Source organism: Massilia sp. ST3, from assembly GCF_018119405.1.
Taxonomy (GTDB): domain Bacteria; phylum Pseudomonadota; class Gammaproteobacteria; order Burkholderiales; family Burkholderiaceae_D; genus Telluria.
Genome location: NZ_JAGPWC010000004.1, coordinates 53,392 through 71,219, shown reverse-complemented (window position 1 = coordinate 71,219; position 17,828 = coordinate 53,392). Strand labels below are relative to the sequence as shown.

11 protein-coding genes and 1 pseudogene are annotated in these 17,828 nt (G+C 57.7%); 3 read left to right on the top strand and 9 right to left on the bottom strand.

Annotated elements, in window-relative coordinates:
- The first annotated feature begins 328 nt into the window (after window positions 1-328).
- A complete protein-coding gene (locus tag KBW98_RS02275; protein ID WP_211518466.1) occupies window positions 329-922 on the top strand; it encodes a site-specific integrase in 594 nt (197 codons plus the stop codon).
- Window positions 923-969: 47 nt separating this feature from the next.
- On the opposite strand, the gene KBW98_RS02270 is transcribed toward KBW98_RS02275, so the two are convergent.
- The 3 genes from KBW98_RS02270 to KBW98_RS02260 all read right to left on the bottom strand — a co-directional run bounded on the left by KBW98_RS02270 (window position 970) and on the right by KBW98_RS02260 (window position 5,164).
- Complete coding sequence (locus KBW98_RS02270; RefSeq protein WP_211518465.1) at window positions 970-1,305, bottom strand: hypothetical protein; 336 nt, start codon at window positions 1,303-1,305, stop codon at window positions 970-972.
- A 140-nt stretch (window positions 1,306-1,445) separates the two neighbouring features.
- Window positions 1,446-4,448, bottom strand: coding sequence for a plasmid replication protein, CyRepA1 family (locus tag KBW98_RS02265; protein WP_211518464.1), 3,003 nt, complete (start codon window positions 4,446-4,448; stop codon window positions 1,446-1,448).
- Between the two features lie 143 nt (window positions 4,449-4,591).
- Window positions 4,592-5,164, bottom strand: coding sequence for an H-NS family nucleoid-associated regulatory protein (locus KBW98_RS02260; RefSeq protein ID WP_373888889.1), 573 nt, complete (start codon window positions 5,162-5,164; stop codon window positions 4,592-4,594).
- Between the two features lie 608 nt (window positions 5,165-5,772).
- Here KBW98_RS02260 and KBW98_RS02255 point away from each other — a divergent pair.
- Entirely contained in the window at window positions 5,773-6,486 is a 714-nt protein-coding gene (locus KBW98_RS02255; protein WP_211518462.1) for a hypothetical protein, read from the top strand.
- A gap of 18 nt (window positions 6,487-6,504) precedes the next feature.
- Here KBW98_RS02255 and KBW98_RS02250 read toward each other — a convergent pair whose 3' ends face one another.
- The 3 genes and pseudogenes from KBW98_RS02250 to KBW98_RS02240 all read right to left on the bottom strand — a co-directional run.
- Window positions 6,505-7,005, bottom strand: coding sequence for a DNA-deoxyinosine glycosylase (locus KBW98_RS02250; RefSeq protein WP_211518461.1), 501 nt, complete (start codon window positions 7,003-7,005; stop codon window positions 6,505-6,507).
- A gap of 1 nt (window position 7,006) precedes the next feature.
- Entirely contained in the window at window positions 7,007-8,785 is a 1,779-nt protein-coding gene (locus KBW98_RS23830) for a recombinase family protein (RefSeq protein ID WP_211518460.1), read from the bottom strand.
- Window positions 8,786-8,855: 70 nt separating this feature from the next.
- Window positions 8,856-8,987, bottom strand: a pseudogene (locus KBW98_RS02240) (DNA-deoxyinosine glycosylase); the annotation flags it as partial.
- A gap of 255 nt (window positions 8,988-9,242) precedes the next feature.
- On the opposite strand from KBW98_RS02240, the gene KBW98_RS02235 reads away from it, so the two are divergent.
- The gene (locus KBW98_RS02235; RefSeq protein ID WP_211518459.1) at window positions 9,243-11,507 is read left to right on the top strand and encodes a TonB-dependent receptor; all 2,265 of its coding nucleotides are present in this window, start codon (window positions 9,243-9,245) and stop codon (window positions 11,505-11,507) included.
- 72 nt (window positions 11,508-11,579) lie between these two features.
- Here the strand turns inward: KBW98_RS02235 and KBW98_RS02230 are convergent, their stop codons facing one another.
- The 3 genes from KBW98_RS02230 to KBW98_RS02220 all read right to left on the bottom strand — a co-directional run bounded on the left by KBW98_RS02230 (window position 11,580) and on the right by KBW98_RS02220 (window position 17,828).
- Window positions 11,580-12,854 carry a glucan 1,4-alpha-maltotetraohydrolase domain-containing protein gene (locus KBW98_RS02230; protein ID WP_229428933.1) on the bottom strand — a complete coding sequence of 425 codons (1,275 nt, stop codon included), beginning with the start codon at window positions 12,852-12,854 and terminating at the stop codon, window positions 11,580-11,582.
- Window positions 12,855-13,153: 299 nt separating this feature from the next.
- The gene (locus tag KBW98_RS02225) at window positions 13,154-14,647 is read right to left on the bottom strand and encodes an efflux transporter outer membrane subunit (RefSeq protein WP_211518458.1); all 1,494 of its coding nucleotides are present in this window, start codon (window positions 14,645-14,647) and stop codon (window positions 13,154-13,156) included.
- A gap of 1 nt (window position 14,648) precedes the next feature.
- A complete protein-coding gene (locus tag KBW98_RS02220; RefSeq protein WP_211518457.1) occupies window positions 14,649-17,828 on the bottom strand; it encodes an efflux RND transporter permease subunit in 3,180 nt (1,059 codons plus the stop codon).

The following is a 17,828-nucleotide window of genomic DNA, read 5'->3' as shown; positions in this document are numbered from 1 at the left end:
ACAGAGCCACCGCTGGTGTTGCCTCTCGGCCGAGCCTAAACGCTAACACAAATCCCTTCCCTAGGAGCAATAAGATTCAGAGTTGGCCCCAGGATCAGTGAGGTCTAGTGATATAAGCCACGCCGCCCGGATCTCCCTAGCGCCGTTCTGGGCGGTCATGAGCTAGAGAGATGGCAGTTACGCAAGCACGGAAGGAATGTTTACTAAATGCAATTAGTAAATGAAGTGGCTGCCTGAGCCACTCTTGAGATGTACGAGGCCTTGAAGACTAGTTAGAATAGTTTGAAAATATTGCATATTTGCAACAATTAAACATTCTGGAACAGTTATGCGGGAAGGTAAAGCCAAAGTACTGAATGAACGGGAGCTATCCCGCGTCATCAATGTTGTAAAGAGGAAAGCACACGCGAAGCGAAATATTGCACTACTCTACTGTTCGTTCGGACTTGGTTTACGCGCTAAAGAAATGGCAGCCCTACGCATCAAGCATGTACTTGGTACTGAAGGGTCTCTGCTCGAAGAAATCAACCTTGTCGGGACAATGACTAAGGGGAATAAGCAGCGACACGCTTACTTGACCAACCCCAAAGTAGTAAATGCACTTCGCGACTTCATCAACGATCGACAGAAGCACGAGGGCATTCTGTTCACTCTAGAAGCTCCACTATTCAAGTCGCAGAAAGGGAGCGCATTTTCGGCAAACAGCTTACAGCAACTTTTTCACCGCATGTACTCGGAAGCAAAATTGCAGGGCGCGTCGAGCCACAGCGGGCGACGCACGTTCGCCACGATGCTCATCGAAAAAGGCGTGGATATAAAGGCGGTATCGACATTGATGGGACATTCGTCTATCGCGATGACCGCACAATATGTTGAGGATAACCCACTGCGGCTCAAGCAAATTTGTACGGACATCTTCTGAAGAGTCTGCCTCTCGACCAGAAATGCATTTATGCTATATTTGTGCGATTAGTATTCGACCAGCTTTTTCCTTGGTGCACGCTTGTTGAGAACGTCATCTAGTTCTGCTATCAAGCTTTTGGGCTTCTTTGGCGAATGGCCGCCGTATGGCGTGGTCTCGATCTCGATGTCCATTGACAAGACAACACTCCCGTCCGGCGTTTCTCCGTTCATGTGCATACGCGTGAGTTCAGCCTCTATTGCACGATAGATACCAGACATTGCCTTTTCTATCATATCCTTCCGAGCCGGTTTGACCACTGGTCGTCCCACCGGATATTCGGCGGGGCTACGCACGAGATCTTGGAGCGTATGCCACGTAGTTTCGGCAAATCGTATCTTCATGTGAATGTCCTGAATAGAGTACTAGCTGCCCCCCCTAGCCTAGCTGGTGAGTTCTACTTTTTGGAAAAGTCTCTGCTGGAGTGCTAACGCGAGCAGTCTAGTATTTAACTATTCTGAACTTGGGTTAGCACCTGACCTTGCTAGTTCCGAACGCCCTCCTTCTCTGTCTTTCGCTTACCCCACATCCGCTTCAGTTCACGAACTTTGGGATATCGTGTATCGGTTAGGATCGGAGCAGCGTTTGTAGAAGTACCTACACGCTTTGCGATAATGCTACGAATTTGGTCGAGTGAGCTTGTGTCTAGCGTGTAGTAATGGGTTGAGTCGCCCTCCGCTTTCCTTCGCACCGCTGGCAGGTTATTTAGGCCAATCAGCTCTAGAACCTTGCTAAGCTTTTGAACCGCTTTAGAGTGCAAGTCCTTAGTACGAACGTTTAGACCAAACAGCTCCTGAATTTTCGAGCTCCTCGCTTGGCAAATTTCAGCAAACGCGGCCAGCGAGTGCTTCGAAACGACGACGCCAGTTTTGATAGGCGTGCTCTCATCAGCGAGTCCGGCAGCAGCGAGCAAATCAAACATCATCGCTTTTTTCAAAGGCTCGGAACCCATATCCGTGAGGAAGCGATCAGCTCTACGTTCTGCCACCGATCTTTCAGCCAAATCTTGCCACGGAGAAAGGTAAATTTGCATCATCCTGACCTGTTCCCGGTACTTGCCGTGATTGTCGAGATCGATTAATTCAGGTGAAATCTCTTCACGGTAAAACGATTCGATTTCCTGCCGGCGCATTGAGTATTCTTCGGACTTGGTCAGCTTGGTGCCTTGCTGAGCGATAGCGCGGAGCTCCTCGTATGCCTCCGGTGTGATCTGTTCGGCTTGGCAGATTTGTCGCATCCGCTCTTCAGCCAAGACAGCCTTCGCCTCCTTCGTCCGTTGCTGGCCGTTCTTCGCAGATTGTTCGTCAGCTGCCACATGTTCGACGGTCCAACCATTGCGTATCCGGAGATTCAGCAGGTTTGCGCGCAGATTGTTCTTCGATGCTCTCGACATTGCGGTGACGCTGGCATAGACACTGAGATATCCCTCATCCATTTTCGGCGTTCCATCATTCTCGTAGCCGATGAGCACGTCGTTGAGCGCGGCACTGTCCAATATCTCACTCCGAATGACCTCCGCTTCCGTTTCAAATCCGAACCGTTCCGGTGCAACCCATGCCTTAATCAACTTGGGATGTCTAACGCGCGCAAGTTGTTGGTCGATGTCGAAATGGGTGTTCACTCGGGCCACAAAAAATCCATACACTGTATCGATGAGTTGAGCCTGATCGTCAAACGTAATATCAACGCCGGTGCCAAGCGTCGGTGAAGCAATTATCACGTCGTAATTTAAGATCTCTTTCTTGATGTTGTTGACGAAATTCTTTACGTTCGCGTCGCCAGTAGTATCGGACGTGACCAACATGGTCCGGCGGTGGTCGCCGAATTCATAGCGAATCATCTCAAGCAAATTTTCAGCCTTGATTTTTGAGTTGGTGGCAACATAGTGCCGCCCGCCTGCCCTGATTGCCTCGATCATGTCATGTATAAGGTGGTCGTCGCTCTGAAAGTAGTAGAAAGCGCACCGGCTTTCTTTGTATCTGTTCAAGTAGAACTGATACGGTGTTTCCCTCTTCACAGCCTCACATACTGCTACTACCGTTATTGGGCCGAGATCCGCATCTGTGACAATGATGGATTTTGCCGACCGTAGAAAGTAGATCAGTTTTTGATAGCAAGTCCGACGTTTGCTGCGCAATGTGTCGGCCGTCAAGTGGGAGAATACTTGCTCAGACTCATCAATAATCACGATGTCGTAATGATCAAGATTTGGGCGTAAGAGCTTCCCGATACTATCGACGCAAATCGCGTAATATTCCTCTGAACGATTATTTTTAATTCTGTCGCCCTCGATGTAGAAATAGCAGATTAGGCCAAGACGCTGTGCGATTCCTTGGATCAGTGTTTGACGATGGCCAATCAATAGCACGGATTGATTAAGTTGTCGGCAGCGATCTACAATTTTTTTTAGCCATTCTGTTTTACCAGAACCCTTCGGGCTGCGCACGAAGGTCACTCCATCCTGTAGCGGAATGCTCGGCAAATACTTCGAGTTCAAGATGTGACTTGTGCGTTCACCTGGCAGCTCATCCAGCAGGGTTGGGTCTGCATCTGCGGCATCCATATCATAGAAATTTGCGGGTGTTTGATGATAGTCCTCGTCGTAGATGAACGACTCGATTTCGTAAAAATTGTAAGGCTTTCGCTTTTCCCGTATCTCAGTTTCTGGCCAGAAGCTGGCGGCACAACTCTGGCAACGAACGCCGTTTACGCCATTCTTATTGGTAACCACGAATGCACTCGGCCTATGATCGGTATGCATCGGGCAATGGATAGCCGTCCATTTTGGCAAGCCAGCCAATGGGGTCATACGTCCACCCTCTCGGGCTAATCGCACCATTTGGTTCTTCTCTAGCGGCTCATGCGAAGTCTGTGTCGCTTTTCCACCGATCTCTCCTCCTTTGTCACCGCAAACCCGGTCGGAAACTCGCCTGTCTGCACCCCGAGTGATAATTTTCGACAACTCTTCGTTAGGCAGAGCGTTCCCTAGAAGGATCGGATTACATCCTAGCGATCCAAAAAACCCGCGGCATGCATCGCTGCACGACTCGTCCCCCCCAAACTTTCGGATAATTCCTTGATACGCCATTCGCATCTCTTCTGCATCAGTGATGGTTCGTTCAAGAGCAAAGATGATTCGAAACCGATGACGCTCAGGTGTATGCGATGCCGTTACGTACAGGATGGTCCCGTACCTCTGAACGAATGGATCGGCGAGAGCATGCTCAGTCGTCATGCCTTTATCTATGTCTACGGTTAGGATGTTCGTTCCGGTGAAATTGGCGTTGCGTTTGCGTTTCTTGTGCTGAGCGCAAAATGCATAGCCTTTATTAATATAATCGGCGAACTCTGCTGGCGTCACTTCAACGTTCTCACACATCGAAGTGAAAATTTCCCAACGCGGGTCTGGTTCTTGATTTTGTTCCGAGTCACATTCGATTTTTCCAATAATGTGCCGATTGATGGCGAGTTTAAGCAGTTGTTCCATATGTGTTCTTTGCTTGCGGACAGGGGGGGCGCACGACGATGCCACGCTGAGGCAGGTCGATACGCTTTCGCGCATACTTCTACCTGCTCAAATGAAGGCTGCCGTGCTTTAAATTGTTTCTACCGTCGTCTTAGGTACGCCGTTTAAGCGCCCTGCACTGTGACCGAGTCCCAGGCAGGACTCGCCGTGCTCTGGTTGGCGAGCGTATAACCCGAAGGATTTCTGCTAGCGAAACTGACTGACGGCGTTGATAGGCCAACCGACGCTGAATGTCTTAGACGTTTAGCGGGAACGACGGAAATATGCGAGTTCAGTGAATCTGCTGCTAGGAAGATCTGTTCTCGAATGTGCTCTGCCGCTCGATCAACGTCTTGCATCTTTTGCGGGAGAACGGTTGGCTGAGTTGCCTCTTCCCGTTCCGAACCGGGAACGCTTGCAATGACTGCAGAGATTTGACTAGCTTTAACGGCCGACTTGGCTGCTTTACCTGGATTATCTGCAATCCAGGCCGGGTTTAAGAACTGCTCTTTGCGACCATCTTCGATCCAACTTGGCATCGTTCCCTGTCCAGACCATTCAGTTCCGGTTTCGGGGTCACGATATTTCCGATGTCGGATTTTGCGTGCAGTTTTTTTCTGTTCGAGCGAAAGACTAGTTGATGCAGAGCCGCCCAGGGCAATGACCTTCGCGACGGCTTCCGCGAGTTCGGTCTCCATAACGCTTACTCGTTTGGCGATTAGGAGTTGACGCTCATTCTTCAACCGAGTGATCTCAGCGTCGTAGTTCGCAATTTCCTGGTCAATTTGATGACAATTTGACATGATATTCCTGCCTTTTTCAGATTTAATAAGTAAATTAAAAATGAAATTCCATCGCCACTATGCATTCGCGCGAACGAAGCCAACGTTGACGATTCAATCAGGAAACCGGTGTAACAGCAGGCAGAACGCCAGTGAACGTGAGGAGAAGCGGAAGGGTGATAGATACCATCTTCGTAAACTCTGTCAGATTCGCAGCCGAACGCCTGCATCCGGAATACCGAATGTAGGAATTTCGAGCCTGCCCCCCCATCCACATTGAAGGATGGTACCGATCAGTTTCGTCGGCCGAGTTACCCAAGGGGTGCGGGGTTTGCCCGCAAAATCTGGCAGCGTAGATGGGTTGAAGTTCTAACGCTGCGCAGAGAATATCCGACGCCAATCTGCCTCGTCAATGGGTTCGGAAAAAATTAATGTTTACCACCGAAAATCGCCGCGAAGACCGCTGATAAATACGTCAACACAAAAAAAATCACTCAACCGCAGATCGAAAGGCAGCAAAAAAAATGGTCAAATTCGCAACAACGTCCCACTCCTCATCCTCACAAGAATCGATTGGAAACCTTGCCCGGGAGTGGCTAGATGGACTTCCATTGTCAAGCTCACATACCAACCAACACGCGAAATACTTGCTAGATTTGCAACTCGGCGCCAGCTATTACATCCAACGCAACATGCCCCGGGATACGGATGCCGAGACGTTGACGCTGGTCGAGCGCTTTTGTGCCGACGGTGGCCATGTCGTCTGGGTAGGCATGACAAGCGACATGCACGCGCTGTGTAGAAAATTGGTCTTTAGGTCAGCTGGGCTTGAGATTGTTGAAGCTGGTAATCAGATAGCATTGGACGCAGCCGCGCTGTGCAAGATGAAGTACGCACACGAGCAGGTCGGGAAGATGTGGATCGACGTCTGTAACCTTGATGATTGCGGAGATGCTGAGGTCGAGCAACACTTTCTTGCGTTCGTATCGTCGTTCAAACCAACTTTGATCGTAGTCGACAAATCTGTCTCGGATGACTCATCGCCTGGCCCGCTTGACGTACTAATTCGTCAAGCAAATGCGCTTCGCATGTTGGAGAATCTACTCGAGACCAACCCGATCAGCTGCGTTCTTTGGCAGGTTGCTCAGCGCGAATACGAAGATGGGCGCACAGGCCCGTGGCATTCTGACTCATTTTTGGCACTGAATTTCGGTAGTGAATCTCTCACTCCGATGTAGAAGGTTTCTTAAAATGAGCTATGTCGGGACGATCAGTACGTCGCGCAGTGCACGCCATCGTTCGACTTTCGTCGAAACCGCTAGCGTATACGCAGCACTCGACGATGGAAGAGCTAATAGGCTGAACTGTTCTGCATTGGAACCGATGACTTTGAGACCTAGCTTAAGTGCCTTTGCTCCATTGAAAGCGATAGCTTTAAGCTCCGGTAGAGATTGTATCAGGCCTAACAGATCGTTTTTTTCGTGGGCTCTAATCCGGCTGTCCAGGCTTCCTTCGCGCGTCGCCTCAGCGACTACATCCCAAAGACCAATACCACAGCGACGCAGTTCATCTAGCTTATGGCCATAGGACATCGTTACCAAATCGGCATCAATCACCGAAGACATAAGGTGCCAAAAGCAGTTCTGACGGTTCGCGTAATACTCGCCCTGAGCTAGCGATTTTTCGCCGGGGAGACTGCCTAGAACCAGCAGACGAGTACGCTCATCAACGACGGGAGCGAAGCACTTTTTACGCATATTAGCTTTTTGCCACTTCCTCTATGACCGTTCTGCGCTTCGCCTCGTCAATCAAAGCCCGGGCCCTAGTCCCAAGTGACCGATCAGTTTCTAGCAGCACTCTTCCTCCTCTTACCACTCGTTCGATACCGTTGCGAAGGTAGGCGATGAAGAATCGCTCATCCCGATTCGGCTTGGTGGACGCACTTTGAATGAACGAACTAATTCGTTCTTCGCTGTACCCATCGCTTCGAAGTTCGGTAGCGAGAACGGCTAGTTTTTCCGGCGAATCCCATAGCCCTCCAGGGAACAGATCAAGTCGCTTTACTACTTTTTGGACTTCAGATAACAGCCTGAACCGAATTCTAAATTTCTCGTCAAGATCGATGTCCTTTGAGTTTAGATCGGCAAGAAGACGGGACATGTTGTCGAGGAATGCCTGATCATTCGGTGCAATATTGCCAAGTGTTTGGACATCTGACTGAAGCTCCAAGCGCTTTCTTTTGAGAGCGCTGACCTCGTCCTGGAGGTCTCGCAGACGCTGAACTAGCACAGCAATATCGCCGCCCAGCTCCAACGCTTTCATCAAGTTTGACAGCTTTTGCTCACGATCTTCCGTCTCGGCGGTACACAGTGCAAGCTCAGCTTTCTTCGATCCGAGTTTTTCGTAAGACGTCATGTCGCCTAACACCATTGCGATGTCGATTTCGGATGTAAAGCTGAGGAACTCTGCTTCGAGGTTGCGTAAGTTGTATGACACCGATACGCAGCCACCTCCCATCAGCGACTTCGCGCAGTATAAAAAGCCTGAGTTTATGCCTGGTTTGCGCCGTATATGAACCGGTCCGCCACAGTAACCACACCTCGCCGTCCCTTGAAAGATGTTGTAGCACATCCCTTTTCTTCCGCCACTCGACGCTAGCCCTTGTCGCTTCCGCGATGTCCGAATTTGCTGAACTTCATAGAACAAGGCTTTGTCGACCACGGCCGGGTAGTAGTCTTCGACAAACGTATCGGTCGTCGTTCTCCCGCTGTTGTCTTGGTCGAGCTGGAGAACGCCAATCACTGCTACGTTACGTAGCATGTACTGTAGCGTACTGTTCTGCCAGAGTTTCGCACTAAAAGGAGTAGGAATTCCTCGATGATTTAGGTACTTAGCTAACACCGTGTTTCCCATCCCATCTTTTGCCAGCGAAAAGATCAAACGTACAATCTCGGCTTTCTCTTCGATCACTTCATAGCTAGTACCATCATCGCCAATTCGAAGCCACCAATGGCTTCGTCCTGGCATGACCTCCTTGCTCTCTTTCACGCGAAGCTTCTTCGCTGCCCATGCTGCACGCACACGTTCGGACTTCACTGCCGATTCTTCGTGGGCCCGTGACATGGATGCCAACGCTACAACCAACCTCACCCAATCCGTCGTCAACCGTTCACGACTGTAGACAGCGGAGTCGGTAAGCGTAACCACTGTTACACCGCGATTGATGATGCTCTGCAATATGGACATCGCGTCATATGGAGGTAGTCGAGATATCCGGTCAAGCGATTCCACGAGCAAATACGAATCACTAGCAATGCGACCTTTATCAATCGCATCCATAAATTGACCTAACGCGCCAACTTCGAAGTTCTTTCCCTTGAACGCTGAGACACCAAGGTCACGGACTGTTAAGCTTTCGTCAAGAACTAACCCGTGCTCGGCTGCATATCGTCTTGACGCGTCAAGTTGGCGCCGAAGAGAGTCGCCTTTTATTTGGTCAGGTGTCGAGAAACGAACGTAAGAATAAGCAGTTGGCACAAGTCGTCAGGCTGGGAATCTAAGGTACAGATTATACCTCGACGAGGTGTCAAACTGAGCACCCTATCTTGCGCGGATGCGCATAGTACTGCTGCGCGGCGAGCGAGGCGGCGCCGGGGAAACTGCCCAGCACGAGGATGCGCACGCCGGCGTCGATGACGGGCGCCAGGCCCGTGAGAATGGAAGAGGGAGCGGTCGGCATGGCGCCATTCTAGCGGCGCCGGCCATGCAGACGCGGTCCGCGACGCCGCTTTCTCCCCTATGCACGCCGGCCAGATCGTTGCATTCCCACAACGCAACCATGGCTTTTTCATATTTACGCTTGATCAACCCCTTACCGATTGGTCAAACTGCAATATTGCCCATCTTGTCTATGCAACGGCCGAGAGCGCGGACACGACATGTCCGGCCGCCCACCTTGCGACAACCGGATTTTTTATTGATAGGACCCTCAGGTATGGATATCCGCTTCAAGCACTCCCTGCTCGCCCTGGCCGTCGCCAGCGCCTTCCCCCTGCACGCCGCCCAGGCGCAAGAAACCCAGCCGGCCGAAGAGGCGAAGAAGCCCGGCCAACTGGAGACCGTGATCGTGACCGCGCAGCGCCGCGCGGAAAACATCAAGGACGTGCCGATGTCGGTGGCCACCGTGAAGGGCGAGAAGCTGGACGTGCTGACCTCCGGCGGCCAGGACATCCGCTTCCTGAGCGGCCGTTCGCCGTCCGTGTCCGTGGAATCGGACTACGGCCGTACCTTCCCGCGCTTCTACATCCGCGGCCTGGGCAACACCGATTTCGACCTGAACGCCTCGCAGCCGGTGGGCCTGGTGATGGACGACATCGTGCAGGAAAACCCGATGCTGAAGGGCTTCCCGGTGTTCGACGTGGACCAGATCGAAGTGCTGCGCGGCCCGCAGGGCACCCTGTTCGGCCGTAACTCCCCGGCCGGCGTGATCAAGTTCGACTCGGCCAAGCCGGTGTTCCGCAAGGAAGGCTACGTCAACGTCGGCTTCGGCAAGGACCGCGTGCGCAACGTCGAAGGCGCCATCAACCTGCCGGCCAACGACGTCTTCGCGACCCGCATCTCGGTGCAGTCGCAGCACCGCGGCGACCGCGTGCACAACGACCGTCCGAACGCGCCGACCCGCGACTTCGAAGGCTACAAGGACAACGCCGGCCGCATCCAGTTCCTGCTCAAGCCGAACAAGGACTTCAGCGCCCTGCTGAACCTGCACGCGCGCGACATGGACGGCAACGCGACCCTGTTCCGCGCCAACATCCTCAAGAAGGGCACCAACGAGCTGGTCGACAACTTCGACTACGACTCCTACCCGACCGACGGCCTGAATACCCAGAGCCTGAAGAACAAGGGCGGCAACCTGCGCCTGCGCTGGGATACCCCGGGCATGACCTTCCACTCGATCACCGGCTACGAGTCGCTGGAGTTCTTCAGCCGCGCCGACGTCGATGGCGGCTACGGCGCGGTCTACGCGCAGCCGATGGGCCCGGGCTTCATCCCCTTCGTCGTCGAAACCGCCGACCTGGTTCCCGACCACAAGCAGCTGACCCAGGAATTCCGCGTCGAGTCCAACAACACCGGCCCGCTGCAGTGGATCGCCGGCCTGTTCTACTTCGACGAGCAGATCCAGATCGATTCGATCTCCTTCGACTCGCTGGCCCCGGGCAACCCGCAGAACTTCAACTACGCCACCCAGGAGCAGGATTCCAAGTCGTGGGCGGTGTTCGGCACCGTGAACTACACCGTGACCGACGCTTTCAAGCTGCGCGCCGGCCTGCGCTACACCAAGGACAAGAAGGACTTCGTGGCGCGCCGCATCGAGACCGGCGGCTCGACCTTCCTGCCGCTGCACGACTCGTCGAGCAACGTGAGCTGGGACCTGAGCGGTACCTACACCCTCAACAAGGACACCAACCTGTTCGGCCGTATCGCAACCGGCTACCGCGCCGCGTCGATGCAGGGCCGCCTGTTCGACCTGACCTCGCTGCCGTCGCAGGCTGACGCCGAGAAGATCGTGTCGGTGGAATTCGGCGTCAAGCAGGACCTGTTCGACCGCCGTGCGCGCATGTCGGCCACCGTGTTCGACTACCGCATGAAGGACAAGCAGCTGACCGCGGGTTCGGGCACCGTCAACATGAACCAGCTGGTCAACGCCGACAAGGTCACCGGCCGCGGCGTGGAACTGGACTTCCAGGCCAACCTGAGCGACGCCTGGAGCATGACCTTCGGCACCAGCTACAACGATACCGAGATCAAGGACCCGAACCTGTTCGTGCAGTCCTGCGGCAGCGGCTGCACCACCCTGGACCCGCGCCGCAACTTCACGGACGCGAACGGCAACGTGATCGGCTCCGCCGCCATCATCGACGGCAACCCGCTGCCGCGCGCACCGAAGTGGCAGCATAACTTCACCCTGCGCTTCAGCCAGCCGCTGGGCAATGGCGAGATCTACGCCTTCACCGACTGGGCTTACCGCACCTCGTACAACTTCTTCCTGTACGAAGCGGCCGAGTACAAGGCCAAGGAACTGCTGGAAGGCGGCGTGCGCGTGGGTTACCGCTGGAACGACGGCAAGTACGAGCTGGCAGCCTATGGCCGCAACATCACCAACCGTATCCAGTCGCTGGGCGCGATCGACTTCAACAACCTGACCGGTATCGTCAACGAACCGCGCACGTATGGTGTGCAGTTCAAGGCGAGCTTCTAAAACAGTTTAGTTAGCCTTAAAACCGTCATCCCCGCCTTCGCGGGGATGACGGTTTTTGGACTAGCTAAACTCTCACTTCATCCACACCGCGTAGTTCGTCCCCGACGTCTGCAAGGTCCACCCCGCCCCCGGGCTCCAGCTGTTCGGCCCGATCTTCATCGCCAGCTGCTTCGTCGACCCCGTGACGATCGCCGCATACAGTCCCTGGGTCGCCTGCTGGATCGCCACCGCCGAGGTCGAATGCACCCCGGCCGCCTTGCGCGCCGCCATCAGCGCCTTGATTGGCGTTTTCAGATTCCAGTTGTAGATGTGCGGGTAGTAGACCGTCGGGATGCCCGGGTGGCTGAGGATATAGGCGTAGCCCTGCATCACCGCGCCGCAGGGCACCGGCCAGTGGTTCTGCCCATTGCCGCAGCTCTCGGACGGCCCCGTGTCGTGGTTGTCGACGAAGGTCACCGACATCGCCGGCCACCAGCCGACCGCCCCTTGCGGCTTGCCCTGCGAATCCTTCAGGCGCCAGTAGTTCCCGTTCGCGAGCGCGTCGTTCAGTAAGCCCTTGGTGGTGAAGTCGAAGGCGCCGCAGCTGTTGTTGGTGCCGTTGATCCAGTTCATGATCGCCTGGCGGTGCGGATTGACGTCGTTCAGGTTCAAATCCGTCCACAGTTCACCCACGCAGAACTCGGCGCCGAAGGCGTTCGCGTACTGCCCGGCGTAGCTGGCGCCAAAGCCCTTCACGTAGTCGAAGCGCAGGCCGCTGAAGCCCACCGGCTTGAGGGTGGAATTCAGCCAGGTGGTGATGCCGTTCTGGACCTCGCCCACGTTGCGGTGGTCGATGTCGCGCGCGGCGCCGAAGCCGTCGCCGGTGTCGCCGTTGCCCAGGCCGCAGTTGCACTCGTCGTTGTTGACGATCGCGTGGGTGGTCCAGTTGGGGTTGGTGAGATCGGACCAGCCGGTGCTGCCGACGCGGTGGTTCACCACGATGTCGGCCACCGCCTTGATGCCGTTGTTGGTGAAGGCGCGCACCACGTTGGTCAGTTCGGCCGAGCTGCCGTATTTCGAGTTCAGGTTGTTCAGCTGGCGCGGCAGGTAGCCTTCCGCCGCGGCGGAGTCGGAAGGCGGCGGGAACCACACGTGGGTGAAGCCCATGCCCTTCAGGTCGGCCACGTTGTTCAGGACGGTGTTATACCAGTTCGGATTGCTGTAATTGGCAGAGTTCCAATGGAAGCCCTGCAGCAGGACGGCCTGGCTGTTGCCGGATTGGGCCGCAGGGGTGGCGGCATGGGCCTGGACCGAGAAGGCCAGGGTGATCGTTGCAAGCATGGCGCTGATGCGCACTTTTTTCTGCATGTCTCCTCCGAGAGTGTAGAGCGGTTGGTGTCGTTTCCTTCAAAAAAGCAGAAACTGCAAGTTTCTTTATTACACGAACATGAGGTAGCTAAACTACTCGCATCCCGTCAATACGGGCTGGAATGCAGGGCGATTCTGGCGTTTACGGCATACGCATGTCAAACGAATTTCACAGTTTTATGTAGTTTCGCTACTTCTGCACCAACGTCCGAATCTGGCACGGCAATAAAAAAGCGGCGGGCGCCTGCGCGCACCGCCGCAAAGGGCAAATCGGATTTGCCTTGGGGAGAGAGATTGGATCAGTGCTGGGCCAGGGTCTTCCCTTCCACGCCCGCGCCATCCCAGCCACCGCCCAGCGAGCGGATCAGGGCCACCGTCGTCACCGCCCGGTTGCCGCGCAGCTGGACCGCCGTGCGCTCGACCGCGGCCAGGTTACGCTGGGCGTCCAGCAGTTCCAGGTAGCTGGAGCGGCCGGCGTCGTACAGCTTCTGCGCCAGGTCGGCCGAGCGGCGCGCCGAGACCAGGGCGGCGTCGATCTGCTCGCCCTGCCCCGCCAGGATGCGCAGGCCGGCCAGATTGTCTTCGACCTCGGCGAAGGCGCTCAGCACGTTCTGGCGGTAGGTACCGACCGACTCCTCGAGCGCCGCTTCGCTGCGAATCACGTTGTTGCGGTTGCGGCCGCCGTCGATCAGGGGCATGGCCAGCAGCGCACCGGTCACCCAGGAGCGGCTGCTCCACTTGAACACCTCGGCGAAGGTGCCGCCGATGCCGCCGCCGCCCGCGCTCAGGGTCAGCGCCGGGAACATGGCGCCGCGCGCCACGCCGATGCGGGCGTTCGAGGCTTCCATGGAGCGCTGTGCGGCGACGATGTCGGGACGGCGCTCCAGCAGCGAGGACGGCAGGCCGGCCGGGATCGACGGCATCAGGGTCGAGTCCAGCAGCGGGCTGGGGCCGGCCACGTAGTCGGCCGCCGGCTTGCCCAGCAGGACTGCGAGCTGGTGCTCGGTGGTGGCGCGCTGGCGCTGCAGGCCGATGGCCTCGGCGCGTGCGGTGGCCAGTTCGGTGCGGGCGCGCGACAGGTCGAATTCGCCGATGTCGCCCAGGTCGAAGCGGCGCTGGGTGACCTTGACGCTTTCCTCGCGCAGGCCGACGGTGCGGTTGACGGTGTCGAGCTCCGCATCCAGGGCGCGCAGGCGGAAGTAGGTCTGGGCCACGTCGGCCTGCAGCGACAGCAACACGGAGCGGAAATTGGCCTCCGAGGTCGCCGCATCGCCGCGCGCCGCCGACACGCCCGCCGCCACGCGGCCGAACAGGTCGACTTCGTAGCTGGCCGTGAGGCTGGCGCTGTAGGTGGTCTGGGCCTGGGTCGGCGTCCCCTGCGGCAGGTTCGCTTCCAGCGGCGCCGGGCGGGCGCGCTGGGCGCCGACGCCGATGCCCACCTGCGGCAGGCGGTCGGCGTTGGCGATGCCGGCGATGGCGCGCGCCTGCTTGACGCGGGCGGCCGCCACGGCCAGGTTGGCGTTGTTGGCGGTGGCTTCATCGACCAGCGCGGTGAGCGCCTGGTCGTTGAAGGCCAGCCACCACTGGCCGCGCGGCTGCTGCTCGGCCGGCTGCGCCGGTTTCCAGCGCGAGCCTTCGATGCCGGCCACTTCAGCTGCCGGCGCCGGGATTTGCGACTCGCGGAAAGCGGCCGGGGTGGCAACCTGCGGCTGCTTGAATTCAGGAGTCGCGCATGCTGTCAGCAGCAACGCTGCCAGCAGGGGAGCCACGCCCTTTGCAATCATGTTCTTCATCTTAATGCACTCCTTCCTTGCCATGCACCGCCACATGAGCGTGGGCAGGCTTTTCGAAACGTTTCGCCAGCATGCGCAGCAGCACATAGAACAGCGGGGTCAGGAACAGGCCGAAGAAGGTCACGCCCAGCATGCCCGAGAACACGGCGATACCGATCGCGTGGCGCATCTCGGCGCCGGCGCCGCTCGAGAACACCAGCGGGATCACGCCGGCGATGAAGGCGATCGAGGTCATCAGGATCGGACGCAGGCGCAGGCGGGAGGCTTCCAGCGCGGCGTCGATGACGCTGCGGCCGTGGTCTTCCAGCTCGCGGGCGAACTCCACGATCAGGATCGCGTTCTTCGAGGCCAGCCCCACCAGCACGAACAGGGCGATCTGGGTGAAGACGTTGTTGTCGCCACCGGTCAGCTTCACGCCGATCAGCGCGCACAGGATCGACATCGGCACGATCAGGATCACCGACAGCGGCAGGGTCCAGCTTTCGTACTGGGCGGCCAGCACCAGGAACACCAGCAGCACGCACAACGGGAACACGTAGATCATGGTGTTACCGGCCAGGATGTCCTGGTAGGTCAGCTCGGTCCATTCGTAACTGATCCCCTTCGGCAGCACCTCGGCGGCGATCTTCTCCATCGCGGCCTGGGCCTGGCCCGAGGACACGCCCGGCGCCGGGCCGCCATTCAGCTCGGCGGCGACATAGCCGTTGTAGCGCTGCACGCGGTCCGGACCATAGGTGTCCTTGATGCGCATGAGCGAGGAAAGCGGGATCATCTCGCCTTGCGCATTGCGGACCTTGAGCTGTTCGATCTGCTCGGCGTGCGAACGGAACTGCGCGTCGGCCTGGACCCGCACCTGGTAGGTGCGGCCGAACTGGTTGAAGTCGTTCACGTACACCGAGCCCAGGTTGACCTGCAGGGCCTGGTTGATCTCGGCCAGCGACACGCCCAGCTGCTTGGCCTTGACGCGGTCGATGTCGGCGAACAGCTGCGGCACGTTGATCTGGAAGCTCGAGAACACGCCCGCCAGTTCCGGCGTCTGGGCGGCTTTCGCCTGCAGAGCCTGCATGGCCTTGTTCAGTTCATCGTAGCCGAGGTTGCCGCGGTCTTCGATCATCATCTTGAAGCCGCCGGTGGTGCCAAGGCCGTTGACCGGCGGCGGCGACAGCACCAGCACGAAGGCCTCCTCGACGGCGCCCATGCGCTTGTTGATCTCGGCCGCGATGGCGTCCGCGCTCATCGACTTGTCCTTGCGCTGGTCGAAGGGCGCCAGGGTGGTGAACACGATGCCGGCGTTCGGCGCGTTGGTGAAGCCGTTGATCGACAGGCCCGGGAAGGCGACCGAGGATTCCACGCCGGGGATTTCCTTGGCGATGGCCGACATCTTGCGGATCACGGCGTCGGTGCGGTCGAGCGAAGCGGCGTCCGGCAACTGGGCGAAGCCGATCAGGTAGGCCTTGTCCTGCTGCGGCACGAAGCCCGGCGGCACCGCCTTGAACATGAATACGCCCGCCACTGCCAGGGCCAGGTAGACGCCCAGGGCGGCGACCTTGCGGCGCAGGACGCCTTTTACTCCCACTTCGTACTGGTGCGACGAGCGGGTGAAGAAGCGGTTGAAGGCGGCGAAGAAGCGGCCGAACACGGCGTCGATCATGCGCGTCAGGCGGTCCTTCGGCGCGTTGTGCGGCTGCAGCAGCGTGGCGGACAAGGCCGGCGCCAGGGTCAGCGAGGCGAAGGCCGAGATCACGGTCGAAATCGCGATGGTCAGGGCGAACTGGCGGTAGAACTGGCCGGTCAGGCCGGACACGAAGGCGATCGGCACGAACACGGCGCACAGCACCAGGGCGATCGCGATGATCGGGCCGCTGACTTCCTTCATCGCCTGGATGGTGGCGTCGCGCGGGCTCAGGCCATTGGCAATGTTGCGCTCGACGTTTTCGACCACCACGATGGCGTCGTCGACCACGATGCCGATCGCCAGCACCAGGCCGAACAACGACAAGGTGTTGATCGAGAAACCGAAGGCCAGCATCACGGCGAAGGTACCCACCACCGAGACCGGCACCGCCAGCAGCGGAATCACCGAGGCGCGCCAGGTCTGCAGGAAGATGATCACCACCAGGGCCACCAGGGCCACGGCTTCCAGCAGGGTGTGGATGACCGAATCGATCGACTCGCGCACGAACTGGGTCGGGTCATACACGATGCTGTAGGCGACGTCCTTCGGGAAGTCCTTCGACAGTTCTTCCATCTTGGCGCGCACATCGGCGGACAGTTGCAGGTCGTTGGCGCCGGGAGCGGCGAAGATCGGGATCGCGACCGCCGACTTGTTGTTCAGCAGCGAGCGCAGCGCATAGGAGCTGGAACCGAGTTCGATCCGCGCCACGTCCTTGAGCAGGGTGGTGCCGCCGTCCGCGTTGGTCTTGAGGACGATCTGACCGAAGTCCTCGGTCGACTGCAGGCGGCCCTGGGTGTTCAGGGTCAGCTGGAAGTCGGCGTCCTTGGCCGGGCCCTGGCCGACCACGCCGGCCGCGACCTGCACGTTCTGCTCGCGGATCGCGGCGACCACGTCGCCGGCGGTCAGGTTGCGGGCGGCGACCTTTTGCGGGTCGAGCCAGACGCGCATCGCGTAGTCGCCCGAACCGAAGATCTGCACCTCGCCCATGCCCTTGATGCGGGCCAGCTGGTCCTTGACGTTCAGCACCGCGTAGTTGCGCAGGTACAGGTCGTCATAGGCGCCGTTGGGCGAATTCAGGTGGACCACCATGGTCAAATTTGGCGAAGCCTTGACCGTGGTGACGCCGATCTGGCGCACTTCTTCCGGCAGGCGCGGCAGGGCGCGCTGCACGCGGTTCTGCACCGCGGTCTCGGCCTGCTCGACATCGGTGCCGATCTTGAAGGTCACGGTCAGCGCCAGCGCGCCGTCCGAGGTGTTTTGCGAGGACATGTAGAGCATGTCCTCGACGCCGTTGATCTGCTCTTCCAGCGGCGTGGCCACGGTTTCGGCGATCACTTTCGGGTTCGCGCCTGGATACTGGGCGCGCACCACCACCGAAGGCGGCACCACTTCCGGATACTCCGACACCGGCAGCTTGAAGATCGAGATCAGGCCGCCGACGAAGATGAGCACCGACAGCACCGCCGCGAAGATCGGCTTGTCGACAAAGAATTTAGGGAAGTTCAT

Excerpts from the sequence above, each read along its gene's own strand:
- KBW98_RS02275 (WP_211518466.1), top strand. The coding sequence starts at position 329 with ATGCGGGAAGGTAAAGCCAAAGTACTGAATGAACGGGAGCTATCCCGC.
- KBW98_RS02270 (WP_211518465.1), bottom strand. The coding sequence starts at position 1,305 with ATGAAGATACGATTTGCCGAAACTACGTGGCATACGCTCCAAGATCTC.
- KBW98_RS02265 (WP_211518464.1), bottom strand. The coding sequence starts at position 4,448 with ATGGAACAACTGCTTAAACTCGCCATCAATCGGCACATTATTGGAAAA.
- KBW98_RS02260 (WP_373888889.1), bottom strand. The coding sequence starts at position 5,164 with ATGGAGACCGAACTCGCGGAAGCCGTCGCGAAGGTCATTGCCCTGGGC.
- KBW98_RS02255 (WP_211518462.1), top strand. The coding sequence starts at position 5,773 with ATGGTCAAATTCGCAACAACGTCCCACTCCTCATCCTCACAAGAATCG.
- KBW98_RS02250 (WP_211518461.1), bottom strand. The coding sequence starts at position 7,005 with ATGCGTAAAAAGTGCTTCGCTCCCGTCGTTGATGAGCGTACTCGTCTG.
- KBW98_RS02235 (WP_211518459.1), top strand. The coding sequence starts at position 9,243 with ATGGATATCCGCTTCAAGCACTCCCTGCTCGCCCTGGCCGTCGCCAGC.
- KBW98_RS02230 (WP_229428933.1), bottom strand. The coding sequence starts at position 12,854 with ATGCAGAAAAAAGTGCGCATCAGCGCCATGCTTGCAACGATCACCCTG.
- KBW98_RS02225 (WP_211518458.1), bottom strand. The coding sequence starts at position 14,647 with ATGAAGAACATGATTGCAAAGGGCGTGGCTCCCCTGCTGGCAGCGTTG.
- KBW98_RS02220 (WP_211518457.1), bottom strand. The coding sequence starts at position 17,828 with ATGAACTTCCCTAAATTCTTTGTCGACAAGCCGATCTTCGCGGCGGTG.